Annotated in this window: 12 protein-coding genes; 8 read left to right on the top strand and 4 right to left on the bottom strand. The window is 72.2% G+C overall.

Features of this window, described 5'->3' with window-relative positions; translation table 11 throughout:
- Positions 1 to 67 precede the first annotated feature (67 nt).
- A complete protein-coding gene (locus AB0B63_RS17010) occupies positions 68 to 1,408 on the top strand; it encodes an MFS transporter (RefSeq protein ID WP_357019416.1) in 1,341 nt (446 codons plus the stop codon).
- Positions 1,409 to 2,256: 848 nt separating this feature from the next.
- Here AB0B63_RS17010 and AB0B63_RS17005 read toward each other — a convergent pair.
- From AB0B63_RS17005 to mshA, 3 genes are all read right to left on the bottom strand, one after another.
- Complete coding sequence (locus AB0B63_RS17005; RefSeq protein ID WP_357019604.1) at positions 2,257 to 3,144, bottom strand: hypothetical protein; 888 nt, start codon at positions 3,142 to 3,144, stop codon at positions 2,257 to 2,259.
- 187 nt (positions 3,145 to 3,331) lie between these two features.
- A complete protein-coding gene (locus AB0B63_RS17000) occupies positions 3,332 to 3,847 on the bottom strand; it encodes a YbjN domain-containing protein (RefSeq protein ID WP_357019413.1) in 516 nt (171 codons plus the stop codon).
- Between the two features lie 93 nt (positions 3,848 to 3,940).
- Complete coding sequence (gene mshA / locus AB0B63_RS16995) at positions 3,941 to 5,305, bottom strand: D-inositol-3-phosphate glycosyltransferase (RefSeq protein ID WP_357019410.1); 1,365 nt, start codon at positions 5,303 to 5,305, stop codon at positions 3,941 to 3,943.
- Positions 5,306 to 5,487: 182 nt separating this feature from the next.
- On the opposite strand from mshA, the gene AB0B63_RS16990 reads away from it, so the two are divergent.
- Together AB0B63_RS16990 and AB0B63_RS16985 are read left to right on the top strand one after the other, a co-directional pair.
- The gene (locus tag AB0B63_RS16990) at positions 5,488 to 6,255 is read left to right on the top strand and encodes an SDR family oxidoreductase (RefSeq protein WP_357019407.1); all 768 of its coding nucleotides are present in this window, start codon (positions 5,488 to 5,490) and stop codon (positions 6,253 to 6,255) included.
- A gap of 6 nt (positions 6,256 to 6,261) precedes the next feature.
- Positions 6,262 to 7,059, top strand: a complete 798-nt coding sequence (locus AB0B63_RS16985; protein WP_208567907.1) for a class I SAM-dependent methyltransferase — start codon at positions 6,262 to 6,264, stop codon at positions 7,057 to 7,059.
- Positions 7,060 to 7,444: 385 nt separating this feature from the next.
- Here AB0B63_RS16985 and AB0B63_RS16980 read toward each other — a convergent pair whose 3' ends face one another.
- Entirely contained in the window at positions 7,445 to 8,536 is a 1,092-nt protein-coding gene (locus tag AB0B63_RS16980) for a UDP-N-acetylmuramate dehydrogenase (protein WP_357019403.1), read from the bottom strand.
- Between the two features lie 70 nt (positions 8,537 to 8,606).
- Here AB0B63_RS16980 and AB0B63_RS16975 point away from each other — a divergent pair, with 70 nt between their 5' ends.
- The 5 genes from AB0B63_RS16975 to AB0B63_RS16955 all read left to right on the top strand — a co-directional run bounded on the left by AB0B63_RS16975 (position 8,607) and on the right by AB0B63_RS16955 (position 14,475).
- Entirely contained in the window at positions 8,607 to 9,368 is a 762-nt protein-coding gene (locus tag AB0B63_RS16975; RefSeq protein WP_208567905.1) for a maleylpyruvate isomerase family mycothiol-dependent enzyme, read from the top strand.
- Between the two features lie 324 nt (positions 9,369 to 9,692).
- Positions 9,693 to 11,000, top strand: a complete 1,308-nt coding sequence (locus AB0B63_RS16970) for an extracellular solute-binding protein (RefSeq protein WP_357019399.1) — start codon at positions 9,693 to 9,695, stop codon at positions 10,998 to 11,000.
- A 96-nt stretch (positions 11,001 to 11,096) separates the two neighbouring features.
- Positions 11,097 to 12,083, top strand: a complete 987-nt coding sequence (locus tag AB0B63_RS16965; protein WP_357019396.1) for a sugar ABC transporter permease — start codon at positions 11,097 to 11,099, stop codon at positions 12,081 to 12,083.
- A complete protein-coding gene (locus AB0B63_RS16960; RefSeq protein ID WP_208567902.1) occupies positions 12,080 to 12,913 on the top strand; it encodes a carbohydrate ABC transporter permease in 834 nt (277 codons plus the stop codon). The genes AB0B63_RS16965 and AB0B63_RS16960 overlap by 4 nt, the downstream gene beginning before the upstream one ends.
- 182 nt (positions 12,914 to 13,095) lie before the next feature.
- The gene (locus AB0B63_RS16955; protein ID WP_357019392.1) at positions 13,096 to 14,475 is read left to right on the top strand and encodes a GH1 family beta-glucosidase; all 1,380 of its coding nucleotides are present in this window, start codon (positions 13,096 to 13,098) and stop codon (positions 14,473 to 14,475) included.
- Positions 14,476 to 14,487 lie beyond the last annotated feature (12 nt).

The raw sequence follows: 14,487 nt of genomic DNA, 5'->3' as shown, positions 1-14,487 counted from the left end.
CAGACCCCGGAACTAGGTTGTAAGGCGCTACGAGGGCAACAGTCATTACCTGAGCGGGGGCGCGGGCGTGCGGACGGTACGGGGTTGGTTCCGGGAGACCACAGGCGGGCTACCGAGGACCTTCTGGTACCTCTGGACCGGCACCCTGATCAACCGGCTCGGTTCGTTCGTGCTGGTCTTCCTCGCCATCTACCTGACCCAGGCCCGCCACTTCTCCGCCGCCCAGGCCGGCCTGGTGATCGGCCTGTGGGGGGTCGGCGGCGCGGTCGGCACCACCGTGGGCGGCACCCTGGTCGACCGGTGGGGGCGGCGGCCGACCCTGCTCACCGCCCACCTGGGCGCGGCCACCATGATGCTGTCACTCGGCTTCGCCCGGCCCCTCTGGGCGGTGGCGGTGGGTGCGCTGCTGCTCGGCACGTTCGCCGAGGCCGCCCGGCCGGCGTTCGGGGCCATGATGATCGACGTGGTGCCGGAGCGGGACCGGTTGCGCGCGTTCTCGCTCAACTACTGGGCGATCAACCTGGGCTTCGCCTGCGCCGCAGTGCTAGCCGGCCTCGCCGCCGAGGCCGGCTACCTGCTGCTGTTCGTGGTCGACGCGGCCACCACGCTGGTCACCGCGCTGATCATCTTCGTCAAGGTCGGCGAGACCCGCCGCGCCCCGACGACCAGCGCCGTCAAGGGTGCGACGAGCGGCCCGCCCCGGGTGGGTGCGCTGCGCACCATCGCCGCCGACCGGGTATTCCTGGGGTTCGTCGTGCTCAACCTGTTCGGCGCGCTGGTCTTCCTCCAGCACATCTCGATGCTGCCGATCGCGATGGGCGACGCCGGGCTCTCCCCCGCCACCTACGGCTCGGTGATCGCGCTCAACGGGGTGCTGATCGTGGCGGGCCAACTCTTCGTCCCCCGGCTGATCCGGGGCCGGAGCCGCTCGCACGTGCTCGCCCTCGCCTCGGTGGTGATGGGCGTCGGCTTCGGGCTGACCGCGTTCGCCGACGCCGCCTGGTTCTTCGGGCTCACCGTGCTGATCTGGACGCTCGGCGAGATGCTCAACTCCCCGTCCAACGCCACCCTGATCGCCGAACTCTCCCCGGCCGAGCTGCGGGGCCGCTACCAGGGCGTCTTCTCGCTGTCCTGGCAGGTGGCCGGGGCGGTCGCCCCGGTGCTCGGCGGGGTGGTCCGGGAACACGCCGGCAACGGCGCGCTCTGGCTGGGCTGCGCCGCGATCGGCATGGCGACCGCGCTGGCCCACCTGCTCTCCGGGCCGGCCCGGGAACGTCGGGCGGCCCGCCTGCGCCACCCCGGGGCCCCGGTCGTGCCGGTCACCGCCGTCCAACCGCCTCCCCCGCAGTCGGCCGAGGCCGCCGCGACCGCACCCGCCGAGCCGGTCGGCGCCCGCACCCCCGCCTGAGTACGACACCAGCGCGCCCACCCGAGCCGGCCCGAACACGGCGGCTCACCCGGGTCGACGACCCGGACCCGCCCGGGACCGCACACCGGGCAGTCGCGAGAGCGTAGGCATACCCCATCAGCGTCCTTTGGAGCTGATGACGCAAACGACTCACCTCACCGGGAGGTGTGTACCCCGCATCGGGCAGGCGGACCACGTGGGTGAGGTGCCACCGCCCCTGAATCGTCAACGGCATCAGCTCGAAAGGACGCAACGAGCATCGGGAGACGGGTACCGGGTGGCCGCAGCCGGACCCGGGGCTACCCGTACCCGGGCGACGGCCCGGCAACACAGGCCCAGCGATCTCGTGGGCAGGTCATCTGCTCGCTACCCGCTCCGGACCTGGCACCGCCCGCCCATACAGGTCCGGCGGACACCACGACGTGGCGCTACCCGCCCACCCGGGCCTGGCACCGCCCGCCCACGAAGGAACCGGCAACGGCAGAGCGCCCACCGCGACCGGAAGTCGCGGTGGGCGCTCGTACCGCCTGCCCGGCGGCGGCGGGCGACCCTCACCCCCGTAAGCGTCGCCCGCTCGCGCCGCCGGTTCCCGGGTGGCACCGTCCCCCAACGGTGTGCTCCACCCGATGCGCGCCTCGCCCGGTGCACGGATCTGATCGATCCGCCGCTCCCCCGAACGTTTCCGAGCGTGACGCGGTGCAATAAAGTTAGTTCGCCCAGATTCCGGATTCAACCCGCGAGCACTGTTCCGCCGGTCACAGCACCGGCCGTCCCAGCTGCGCTGACGCCGTTTCCGGGTCTCGTGACTGCCAACACGCGGCTACCCGGCAGCGATTCCCGCAAACCCTTCAGCCGTCTTCCCGATCGGGTGATTCGGTGCGGAAGAAGTTGCTCTGCCGGCCGTCCCGCAGCTGCTCCTGGAAGATCAGGTTCAGCCTGCGGCTGTCGAACGTCCGGAACCAGTCGTCCCAACTGACCACCCGCACCTGCCGGCTCTGCCGGTAACCCGGGAGGTCGAACGTGAGCACCCCCGGCCGGCCCGCCCGCTCGGTGCCGACGATGGTGGCCGGCCGGGCCCCGCGTGCCGCGGCCCAGTTCCGGATCACCTGGTGGTTGGTGGTGACCAGGCTGCGCCCCGGGCGTTCCGGCCGGTCCGCCGGGGAGGTGATGAGCTGTGAGGACCGTACCGACCGCGAGGTGGACCGCCCGGTACGCACGCCCGCAGCGCGGGTGGCGGCCCTTGCCGGTGCCGCCTTCGCTCCCGGCCGCGACAGGGCGGCTCGTCCCGACCGGGACGCCGCCGTCGCCTTCGCCCGGGACGGGGCCGACGTCTTCGCCCGGGACGCCGCCGACGTCTTCGCCCGTGCGGTCGGCGTCGCCTTGGCCCGCGAGGGAATCGCCTTGGCCCGGGAAGGAGTCGCCTTGGCCCGGGAGGATGAGGCCGCCGGCCGCCGGGCGGCGATGGGGGTCGCCTTACGGGCCGGGGCGGGAGCCGCCTTGGCCCGTGCCGAGGTCCCCCGCCGGGTGGAGGTGCCCTTACCGGCACCGGTCGGCCCGGCGCTCTTCCTGGCCGGCGCCCGGCCGGACGGGCCGGTGCTGCGTCGGGCGGCGCCGCCGGCCCGACCCTCCGCGCGCAACGTCCGCGCGAGCGTCTTCACCAGGTCCGGCTTGCGCAACGCGGAGATCCCGGAGACTCCCCGGCGGCGCAACTGACCCCGGATGTCGTCGACCCTCATCCGGGAGATCTCCGACTCGGAGATACCCGGCGTGTTCGGGGTCTGGTTGCCGGCCTGACGCGTGGTCCTGGTCGCCGACGCGCCGCGACCTGAGCTGTTCCGCTGAGCCATGACACGCTCCTCGACAGTCCGTCCTCGGCCTGCGGCGGGTCCCACACTGCCGCACCGCAGCGGTGCGGCATACCCGTCAGGACCGGTCCGAACCTCCCGGGGACGGGGTGAAGAGGTGGGCGAAGGCGGCGAGGTTAGCGGTCGACTCGCCCCGCTTGACCCGCCACTCCCACTCCCGGCGGATCGAACTGCCGAAACCGATCTCCAACATGGTGTCGAAGGACTCGTCGGCATAGCTGAGCACCGCACCGAACAACCGGTCCAGCTCGTCGGCGTCGACCCCGGACGGGTTGACCCGGCCGGTGAGGTAGACGTCCCCGACCGCGTCGATCGAGAACGCGACGCCGTACATCCGGGCGTTGCGTTGCAACAGCCACGCCCACAGCTCCTCGCGCCGCTCGTCGGGCTGACGCATCACGAACGCCTCGACCCGCAGCGCGTGCTCCCCGACGATCAGGTTGCAGATCGTCTTGAGCTTGTGGGTGCCGGGCAGGGTGACCGCGTACGACCCCTCGCCGGTGGCCTCCCACTCCAGCTCCCGCTCGGTGCAGACCGCCTCGATCAGGGCCGCCAGCTCGCTCTTCGCGCTCATCGGACCCACTCTACGGCCGGGGTGACGAACCCACCGGACAGCGCCCGGTCACCGCACCCCCGGTCCGGTTACCGCGCCACGGATCCGGCCCGGTCACCAGGATCCGGTCAGGGCCGGCCCCTCGGCCAGCCGGGCCGCCAACCGTGCCCGGTGCCCGGTGACCGCCTCGCCGTACACGGCGAGCAGCCCGGACACGGTGCGTTCCCAGGAGAAGCTGCGGGCGTGCCGGGCCGCCCCCCGGCCCAACGCCTCCCGGCCCTCCCGGTCGGGCAGCAGCCGGGCCAGCGTACGGGCCCAGTCGGTCGGGTCGTGGCCGTGCACGAGCACGCCGCTGACCTCGTCCCGCACGGCGGTCACCAGGCCACCCACGGCGGCGGCCACGACCGGGGTGCCGCAGGCCTGCGCCTCCAGGGCCACCAGCCCGAAGGACTCGTTGTGCGAGGGCACCGCCACCAGGTCGGCGGCCCGGTAGAGGGCGGGCAGGTCGTCCCCGGTGCGCGGCGGCAGGAACCGGACCCGGTCGGCGACCCCCAACGAAGCGGCCAGCTCGATCAGTGAGGTGGGCCGGTCCAGGCCGCTGCCGCTCGGGCCACCGCAGATCACCACGGTCACCTGCTCGGCGAGGGCCGGATCCCGCTCGCGTAACGCCGCGACCGCACGGACCAGCACGTCGGGGGCCTTCAGTGGCTGGATCCGGCCGACGAACGCGACGACGTACCCCCCGGTGGGCAGGCCCAGCCGGCGGCGGGCGGCGCGGGTCGCGGCGGCCCGGTCCCCGACGGCGGGACGGAACCGGTCCAGGTCCACCCCCGGTTCGACGACCGCCACCCGGGCCGGGTCGGCGGCGTAGCGGTCGATCAGGTCGGACGCCTCCACCCGGGTGTTCGCCACCAGCCGGTCGGCCTCGGCGACGACCTGCTCCTCACCGATCACCCGGGCCTTCGGCTCCGGCCGGTCACCGGCTGCGAGCTGGGCGTTCTTCACCTTGGCCAGGGTGTGCGCGGTGTGCACCAACGGCACCCCCCAGCGCTCCTTGGCCAGCCAGCCGACCTGCCCGGACAGCCAGTAGTGCGAGTGGATCAGGTCGTAGTGCCCCGGTGGGCGGGCCGCCTCGGCGCGCAGCACCCCGGCGGTGAAGGCACACAGCTGACCGGGCAGCTCCTCCTTGGTCAGCCCCTCCAGCGGGCCGGAGGTGACGTGCCGGACGTGCACCCCGGGGGCCATCTCCACCACCGGTGGCAGGTCACCCGAGGTGGCCCGGGTGAAGATCTCCACCTCGACGTTCGCCTCGGCGAGCCGCCTGGCGACCTCCAGGATGTAGACGTTCATGCCGCCCGCGTCGCCGGTGCCCGGTTGGTGCAGCGGCGAGGTGTGCACCGACAGGGTGGCGATGCGACGGGGCCGGGGCCACGGCAGGGCACCTCGCTGACGACCGACACCGATGTGCTGATCCGCCACGTCCGCTCCCTCTGTCACGGTTGATGCCGTCCCGCACGACCGGCGCTCCTCGGTCAACCTTCACGCCGGATGCAATCTTCCCCATCGGGCTTCGGAAATACTTCGCCCCGGGTCGCAGGCGTGACGGACCTCATCACGGGACCCGGGGCGGCCAGCCCCACCGCCAGGGTAAGAATGGCCGGATGACCTCTGTCGCGATCGTCACCGGGGCGTCCAGCGGGATCGGCGCGGCCACCGCCCGCCGGCTCGCCGCCGAGGGTTTCCACGTGCTCGCCGCCGCCCGCCGCACCGACCGGCTCGCCGACCTGGTCGCCGGGATCGTGGCGGCCGGCGGCAGCGCCACCGCCGTGGCCTGCGACGTCACCTCCGACGACTCGGTGGCCGGGCTGGCCCGCGCCGCCGCCGACGCCCCCGGGCCGGTCACCCTGCTGGTCAACAACGCCGGTGGGGCCCGCGGGCTCGACCCGGTGGAGTCCGGCTCGGTCGCCGACTGGCAGTGGATGTACGACGTCAACGTGCTCGGCACGCTGCGGGTCACCCAGGCCCTGCTGCCGGCCCTGGAGCGCTCCGGGACCGGGACGGTCGTGGTGGTCTCGTCCACCGCCGGTTTCACCGTCTACGAGGGTGGGGGCGGCTACAGCGCGGCCAAGCACGCGCAGACCGCCGTGGCGGGCACCCTGCGGCTGGAGCTGTGCGGCCGGCCGGTGCGGGTGGTCGAGATCGACCCCGGGATGGTCCGCACGGACGAGTTCAGCCTGAACCGGTTCGGCGGGGACGCCGGGAAGGCCGACGCCACCTACGCCGGGGTCGCGCAGCCGCTGGTGGCCGAGGACGTCGCCGAGTGCATCGCCTGGTGCGCCACGCTCCCCCACCACGTCAACGTGGACCGGTTGGTGGTCCGCCCGCTGGCCCAGGCCGCCCAGCACAAGGTGCACCGGGCCGGGCAGTGACCCGGGATGGCTGACCGGGGCAGGCAGCGGCCGGTGGGGTTGGTGACCCGGGGGACGACGAACCCGAACCGGCTCCGCCGGGTCGACAACTGGATCGTCGAGACCTGCGGCGACCGGTTACGGGCCGCCGCCGACCCGCTGGTGGTGGACCTCGGTTACGGCGCCACCCCGGTCACCGCCGTCGAGCTGCGCGGCCGGCTGGCCGCCCGGGTCCGCCCCGACGTCCGGGTGGTCGGCCTGGAGATCGATCCGGTACGGGTGGCCGCCGCCGCGCCGGCCGCCGACCCACCGGGGTTGACGTTCGCCCGGGGCGGCTTCGAACTGGCCGGGTTGCGGCCCACCGTGGTCCGGGCGTTCAACGTGCTCCGCCAGTACGACGAGCGCGAGGTCGCCGACGCCTGGCGGACGGTCACCGACCGGCTCGCCCCCGGCGGGGTGCTGGTCGAGGGCACCTGCGACGAGTTGGGCCGGCTGGCCGGTTGGCTGCTGATCGACTCCACCGGCCCCCGGACGCTGACCCTGGCCGCCCGGCTGGCCACGCTGGAGAGCCCGGCCCGGTTGGCCGAGCGCCTACCGAAGGCGCTGATCCACCGCAACGTGCCAGGTGAACGCATCCACGCCCTGCTCCGCGCCCTGGACGACGCCTGGCACGCCGCCGCCGGGCTGGCCCCGTTCGGCCCCCGCCAACGCTGGCTGGCCGCCGTCCACACCCTCCGGTCCACCGGCTGGCCCGTCCTCGACCGCCCCCACCGCTGGCGCCACGGCGAACTAACCCTCCCCTGGCCCACCCTCACCCCCACCTGACCCCCCACCCACCCCGCCCCGCACCCCGCCCCGCCCCACCCACCCCGCGCCTGCCCGTGTTGATCAAGAGCTTTGCGTCAAAATCCGCCAGCAGCGTGACGCAAACCTCTTGATCACCCGACCACTCGGCCCGCCCCGGCCCGCCCCGACGGGGGCGGCACCGGTGATCAAGAGGTTTGCGTCAGCCGCCCACCCGAGAACGACTCAAACCTCTTGATCACGCCCACCGGCACCGGCCACTCCGCCACGCACGCCGCCCCCACGGGATGGGCTCGGTGATCAAGAGGATTGCGTCACGGGGGCGGGCGAGGATGACGTAAACCTCTTGATCAACACGGGCAGGGCGGGCGGGGCCGGGTGGGGTGGGAGGGCCGGGTGGGGTGGGTTAGAGGGTGCAGTTGATGAGGACGGGTTCGGGGTGGAGGGGGACGGCGAAGCGGGTGTGCACGCCGTCGCGGATCTCGCGGGCGAGGGCGATCAGGTCGGCGGTACGGGCGGTGCCGCTGTGGTTGGTCAGGGCCAGGGTGTGCTTGCCCGAGATGGCGGTGCCACCGGGGCCGGGGTGGCCCTTGGCGAAGCCCGCCTTGTCGATCAACCAGGCGGCGCTGACCTTCACCAGGTCACCGGGGCAGGGCCAGGAGGGGGGGTCACCGAGGTCGGCGGCGCGCTCCCGCAGCAGGTCGTACGCCGCCCGGTCGAGCACCGGGTTGGTGAAGAACGAGCCGACCGACCAGGTGTCCGGGTCGGTGGGGTCGAGCACCATGCCCTTGCCGGCGCGCAGGGTCAGCACCGTGTCCCGGGCGGCGGTCAACGGCACCCGGTCACCGACCTCGACGCCGAGCGAGCGGGCCAGTTCGGCGTAGCGGACCGGCCCGGACAGCGGCGAGCGGTCCAGCCGGAAGTCGACCGAGAGCACCACCCAGCGGTCGCTGTACTTGAAGATGCTGCCCCGGTAGGCGAACCCGCAGTCCGGGGCGGCGACGGTGGTCAGCCGGTCCTCGGCGCGGTCGTACACCTGGACGGCGGTGATCCGTTCGGCGACCTCCTGGCCGTACGCGCCGACGTTCTGGATGGGGGTGGCGCCGGCCGAGCCGGGGATGCCGGAGAGGCACTCCAGGCCGGACCAGCCGTTGCCGATGGTGGCGGCGACGAGGTGGTCCCAGGGTTCGCCGGCTTCGACCCGTACGGTGACGGTGTCGGTGTCCTCGGCAACCACGGTGAACCCCCGCGACCGGACCAGCACGACGGTGCCGGGGAAGCCGGCGTCTCCGACGACCACGTTGCTGCCACCGGCCAGGACCAGCACCGGTTCGTCGCGGCGGTGCGCCTCGCGGACCCGGCGGACGATCTCGTCGGCGCTGGTCGCGGTCTCCAACCGGGCGGCGGGGCCACCGAGGCGCAGGGTGGTGTATTCCGCCAGGGCGGCCGGATCGGCGGGTTCGGCGCTCGTTGTCGGTTTGGCGTAGACGTCTGACACGCCTTTCACCCTAGGCTGAGGGGTAGCCACGGCACCCACTGGTCGCCGGGTCACCCCGGGGAGGATTGCGATGAGCAGACTGCACGCTACGAAGGACTTCTGGTTGGGAGCGCTCCGGGTCGACGGCCCGGCGTTCGCCGCGGCCGTGGCCGAGGCCCCGCCGGAGACACCCGTGCTGTCCTGCCCGGGGTGGACGGTGTCCGATCTCGCCCTGCACCTGGCCGGCCTCTACCACTGGGTGCACTCCTTCGCCGGTGCCGGTGACACCGCCCAGCCGGCCCGCCGCGACGAGACCGCCGAGCTGCCCGCCGGGGTGTCCCCGCTCCAGCTCTGGCAGCACGAGTACGACCAGCTGGTGACCCTGTTCGACACGCTCGACCCGGAGGCCCCGGCCTGGAACCCGATGCCGCAGCCGAAGAAGGCCGGTTTCTGGCCGCGTCGGGTGGCGCACGAGACGGCGGTGCACCGGTGGGACGCCCAGCTCGCCATCGCCGCCGGTGACCCGATCGAGACGAAGCTCGCCGCCGACGGGGTGAGCGAGGTGCTGGACACCTGGCTGCCGTCCGGCCGTCGGCGCAACCGGGGGCAGTGGCAGGGGGTGGTGCACCTGACCGCGACCGACGCCGCCCAGGACTGGTACCTGCGGATGCGCGGCGAGGGGGTGGCCCTGCTGGACACCGCGACGGTCTTCGGGCACGACGACCACCACGCCCGGGTGCAGGTCACCGGCTCGGCCAGCGACCTGCTGTTGGCGCTGTGGGGCCGGGTCAGCTTCGACACCCTCGGGGTGGCGGGGGACCGTTCCCTGCTGGAGGGCCTGCGCGTCGGCTGACGCCCGCCCGCCACCACATGCCGTGTACCGAGAGCGGCCGTTCCGACCGGGACGGCCGCTCTCGGCGTTCCCGGCGTGGATCGGGGTCGTTGCGCACGGCGTAGCTCCGGGACGGCCGCTCTCGGCGTTCCCGGTGTAGCTCGGGCGGGCGGCCCCGCAGTTCGGCGACGACCCGAGAGAGCGCTCTCTTGACAGGAGTCCATCGACCCACCACCCTGTCGTGAGAGCGCTCTCTCGCAGAGATCGAATCCGGGCCGACGATCCGTACGGCCCGCTCATACGCAGGTCCACACCCCACCACCCGACCTGAGAGGGGTCCGACCCATGGGTGTCTTTACCCGCCGCCGTCTCGCGGCGATCGCCCTGGTGGCCACCACCGCACTGCTCACCACCACCGCCTGCGGCGGCGGCGACGAGGCCGCCGACGGCGGACCGGTCACGCTGACCGTCGACGTGTTCGGCCAGTTCGGCTACGAGAAGCTCTACCGGCAGTACGAGGCCGACCACCCCGGCATCAAGATCGTGGAGCGGGGCACCGGCGGCAACCTCGACGAGTACTCCCCCAAGCTCACCCAGTGGCTCGCCGCCGGCAAGGGCGCCGGTGACGTGGTCGCCATCGAGGAGGGGCTGCTGGTCGAGTACAAGGCCAACCCGCAGAACTTCGTCAACCTGCTCGACCACGGCGCCGCCGACCTCAAGGGCAACTTCCTGGAGTGGAAGTGGAACGGCGGGCTGACCGCCGACGGCAAGCAGCTCATCGGGCTGGGCACCGACGTCGGCGGGATGGCGATCTGCTACCGCAAGGACCTCTTCGCCGCCGCCGGCCTGCCCACCGACCGGGAGGCCGTGTCCAAGCTCTGGCCCACCTGGCAGGACTACGTGCGGGTCGGCGAGCAGTTCAAGGCCAGGAACACCGGCGCGGCCTTCCTCGACGCCGCCACCAACACCTTCAACACCATCCTGTTGCAGACCGCCGGCAACACCACCGGCTACAGCTACTACGACACCGCCGACAAGCTGGTGGTCGACAGCAACCCGGCGGTACGCCAGGCGTACGACACCACCGTCGACATCATCGACTCCGGGCTCTCCGGCCGGTACGGGGCCTGGTCGGAGGAGTGGGTGTCGGCCTTCAAGCAGGCCAAGTTCGCCACCATCGCCTGCCCTGCCTGGATGACCGGGGTGATCGAGGGCAACGCCGGCCCGGACGCCAAGGGCAAGTGGGACATCGCCCAGGTGCCCGGCAGCGGCGGCAACTGGGGCGGCTCCTACCTGGCGGTGCCGAAGCAGAGCCGGCACCAGGCCGAGGCGATCGAGCTGGCCAAGTTCCTGACCAGCGCCAAGGGCCAGATCGGCGCGTTCCAGGAGAAGGGGCCGCTGCCGTCGTCCCCGCAGGCGCTCGACGACCCGGCGGTCGTCGGCTCGACCAACGCGTACTTCTCCGACGCCCCGGTCGGCAAGATCTTCGCCGCCGGCGCGAAGAGCCTCAAGCCGGTCTACATGGGCCCCAAGAACCAGGCCGTCCGCACCGAGGTGGAGAACGCCGTGCGCACCGTCGAGCTGGGTCAGCGCAATCCCGCCCAGGGCTGGACCGACGCCACCACCAACGCCCGCAAGGCCGCCGCCAAGTAACCCCGTGCGGGGCGGGGTCACGGGTCCACGCCGTGGCCCCGCCCCCGGACGGGCGGGCAGGTGCAGGCCGGGACCACGAGAGGAAGAGCACGGGAGATGGTTGTTCAGGTCGACGGTCCGCCGCCGGGGGCGGTACGGACCCGGAGCAGACGGCCCGAGCGGGAGCACCGGTTGGCCCGGCTCGACGTCAGGTACTCGCCCTACCTGTACGTGACGCCGTTCTTCCTGCTCTTCGCGATCTTCGGGCTCTATCCACTGGCGTACACGTTCTGGGTGTCGCTGCACGACTGGGACCTGCTGGGGGTGGACCCGGCCTTCGTGGGCACGCAGAACTACACCCAGCTGCTGGCCGACGCCGACTTCTGGAACTCGGTGGTGAACACGCTGGGCATCTTCGTCCTCTCCACGGTGCCGCAGCTGCTCGCCGCCCTGTGGCTGGCCAACCTGCTCAACCGCCGGCTGCGGGCGCGGACCACCTGGCGGATGGCGGTGCTGGTGCCCAACGTGACCTCGACGGCGGCGGTGGCGATCGTCTTCGCGGTGCTCTTCGGCCGCGAGTTCGGCATGATCAACTGGCTGCTCGACCTGGTCGGCGTCGACGCGATCGACTGGAAGGCGAACCGGTTCGCCGCCTGGACGGCGATCTCCGCCATGGTCGACTGGCGGTGGACCGGCTACAACGCGCTGATCTTCCTGGCCGCGATGCAGGCCATCCCCCGCGACCTGTACGAGTCCGCCTCCATCGACGGGGCCGGCCGGGCCCGGCAGTTCTGGTCGATCACCGTGCCGCTGCTCAAACCCACGATCATCTTCGCGGTGATCATCTCCACCATCGGCGGACTGCAACTGTTCACCGAGCCCCGGCTGTTCAACTCCGGCACCAACGCGATCCGGGGCGGGCCGCTGCGCGAATCCCAGACGATGACCATGTACATGTTCGAGAACGCCTTCGCCCCGCACTACAACTTCGGCTACGGCTCGGCCGTCGCCTGGCTGCTCTTCGCCCTGATCGCGGTGGTCGCGGCGATCAACGTACTGATCCTGCGCCGGCTCGGCGGCGGCGCCCGCAAGGGGGACCGATGAACCGCATCTGGTCGGCCGGCCGGCTCACCTACCCGGCACTGACGCTCACCGCCCTGCTGTCGATCTTCCCGATCTACTGGATGTTCGTGGTCGCCAGCCGCAGCAGCGACGCGATGGGCCAGGTGCCGCCACCGCTCACCCCCGGCGGCAACCTCGGCGCGAACATCACCCGGCTCTTCGCCAACCCCGACGCGCACTTCCTCACCGGCCTGGTCAACTCGACGATCGTCGCGGTCAGCGTCACCTTCTCGGTGGTGCTCTTCTCCACCCTGGCCGGGTTCGCCTTCGCCAAGCTGCGGTTCCGGGGACGCAACGCGCTACTCATGATCATCATTGCCACCATGATGGTGCCCACCCAGCTCGGGGTCATCCCGCTGTACCTGCTGATGACCAAGCTGAACTGGAACGACCGGCTGCCGGCGGTGATCGTCCCGGCCCTGGTCACCGGATTCGGCGTGTTCATGATGCGCCAGTACGCGGCCCAGGCGGTCAGCACCGAGCTGATCGAGGCGGCCCGGGTCGATGGCTGCCACACGCTGCGGATCTACTGGAACGTGGTGCTGCCCGCGCTGCGGCCCGCCGCCGCCGTGCTCGGCCTGCTCACGTTCATGACCACCTGGAACGACTTCCTCTGGCCGTACGCTGTGCTCAACGACCCGGAGAACCCGACCGTGCAGTTGTCGTTGCGGGCCCTCTCCGACGGTTACTACCAGGACATGTCGCAGGTGTTCACCGGCACGGCGATCGCGACGCTGCCGCTGCTGCTGGTGTTCGTCGTGTTCGGTCGCCAGATCATCGGCGGCATCATGGAAGGTGCGGTCAAAGCGTGAGCGCGAGGAGTGAGCCGGTCTTGCGAGCCCCGCAGTCGCGAACGAAAGGGAGCACCGCGTGAGCGCGAGGAGTGAGCCGGTTTTGCGAGCCCCGCAGTCGCGAACGAAAGGGAGCACCGCGTGAGCGCGAGGAGTGAGCCGGTTTTGCGAGCCCCGCAGTCGCGAACGAAGGAGGTAGCCGCGTGAATGAGGTTCGATTTCCGGAGGGCTTCGTGTGGGGCGCGGCGACCGCCGCGTACCAGATCGAGGGCGCGGCCCGCGACGACGGTCGCGGTGAGTCCATCTGGGACACCTTCAGCCGTACGCCGGGCAAGGTGTTCGCCGGGCACACCGGTGACGTCGCCTGCGACCACTACCACCGGTACGCCGACGACGTGGCGCTGATGGCCGAGCTGGGCCTGGCCGCGTACCGGTTCTCGGTGGCCTGGCCCCGGATCAGGCCGGACGGCACCGGCCCGGTCAACCCGCGCGGCCTGGACTTCTACGACCGGTTGACCGACGCGCTGCTCGACCGGGGCATCGACCCGATCGTCACGCTCTACCACTGGGACCTGCCCCAGGGTCTGCAGGACCGGGGCGGCTGGACCAGCCGGGAGACCGCCGAGCACTTCGCCGACTACGCCCTGGCCGTGCACGCCCGGCTCGGTGACCGCATCCGCACCTGGACGACGCTCAACGAGCCGTGGTGCTCGGCGTACCTGGGGTACGGCAACGGGGTGCACGCCCCCGGTGAGCAGGACGCGGGGGCGGCGTTCCGGGCCGTACACCATCTGTTGCTGGGGCACGGGTTGGCGGCGCGGGCGCTGCGGTCGGCGGGCGCGCAGACGGTCGGGATCACCCTCAACCCGGCGGACGTCGCACCGGCCGACCCGGACAGCGCCGCCGACGCCGCCGCGGTACGTCTCGTCGACGGCCTCCAGAACCGGATCTTCCTGGACCCGCTGACCGGGGCCGGCTACCCCGCCGACGTGCTCGAACACGTCGCCCGGATGGTGGAGCCCACGTTCATCCGGCCCGGCGACGAGAAGATCATCGCGGCGCCGCTGGACCTGCTCGGGATCAACTACTACTCACCGACCTATGTCGCGGGCCGCCCGGACGGGGGCGGCAGCAGCGCCTACCCGGGCACCGAGGGGGCGGTGGAGTTCCTGCCGGCCAGCGGGCCGGTGTCCGACATGGGCTGGCAGATCGAGCCGGCCGGGCTGACCCGGCTGCTGGTGCGGATCGGCACCGACTATCCCGGGCTGCCACTGATGATCACGGAGAACGGCGGCGCGTTCCCGGACGACAGTGCCGGCCTCGACGCCGACGGATCGGGCCGGATCGACGACACCGACCGGATCTCCTACCTCGACGGGCATCTGCGGGCCGCGCACGAGGCCATCTCCCGCGGCGTCGACCTGCGCGGCTATCTCGTATGGTCGTTGCTGGACAACTTCGAGTGGGCCGAGGGCTATCGGAAGCGGTTCGGGATCGTCCACGTCGACTATCTGAACCAGCGGCGCACCCCGAAGTCGAGCGCCCGGTGGTACCAGGAGGTGATCTCCCGGAACGGGCTGTGACGAGGCGGTGGT

This window comes from Micromonospora sp. NPDC049081, assembly GCF_040648835.1.
GTDB lineage: Bacteria > Actinomycetota > Actinomycetes > Mycobacteriales > Micromonosporaceae > Micromonospora > Micromonospora antibiotica.
Note: the sequence above shows the minus strand (reverse complement) of the source record. Positions and strands in the feature narration are given on the sequence as shown.

Excerpts from the sequence above, each read along its gene's own strand:
- AB0B63_RS17005 (WP_357019604.1), bottom strand. The coding sequence starts at position 3,144 with ATGAGGGTCGACGACATCCGGGGTCAGTTGCGCCGCCGGGGAGTCTCC.
- AB0B63_RS17000 (WP_357019413.1), bottom strand. The coding sequence starts at position 3,847 with ATGAGCGCGAAGAGCGAGCTGGCGGCCCTGATCGAGGCGGTCTGCACC.
- AB0B63_RS16990 (WP_357019407.1), top strand. The coding sequence starts at position 5,488 with ATGACCTCTGTCGCGATCGTCACCGGGGCGTCCAGCGGGATCGGCGCG.
- AB0B63_RS16985 (WP_208567907.1), top strand. The coding sequence starts at position 6,262 with ATGGCTGACCGGGGCAGGCAGCGGCCGGTGGGGTTGGTGACCCGGGGG.
- AB0B63_RS16975 (WP_208567905.1), top strand. The coding sequence starts at position 8,607 with ATGAGCAGACTGCACGCTACGAAGGACTTCTGGTTGGGAGCGCTCCGG.
- AB0B63_RS16970 (WP_357019399.1), top strand. The coding sequence starts at position 9,693 with ATGGGTGTCTTTACCCGCCGCCGTCTCGCGGCGATCGCCCTGGTGGCC.
- AB0B63_RS16965 (WP_357019396.1), top strand. The coding sequence starts at position 11,097 with ATGGTTGTTCAGGTCGACGGTCCGCCGCCGGGGGCGGTACGGACCCGG.
- AB0B63_RS16960 (WP_208567902.1), top strand. The coding sequence starts at position 12,080 with ATGAACCGCATCTGGTCGGCCGGCCGGCTCACCTACCCGGCACTGACG.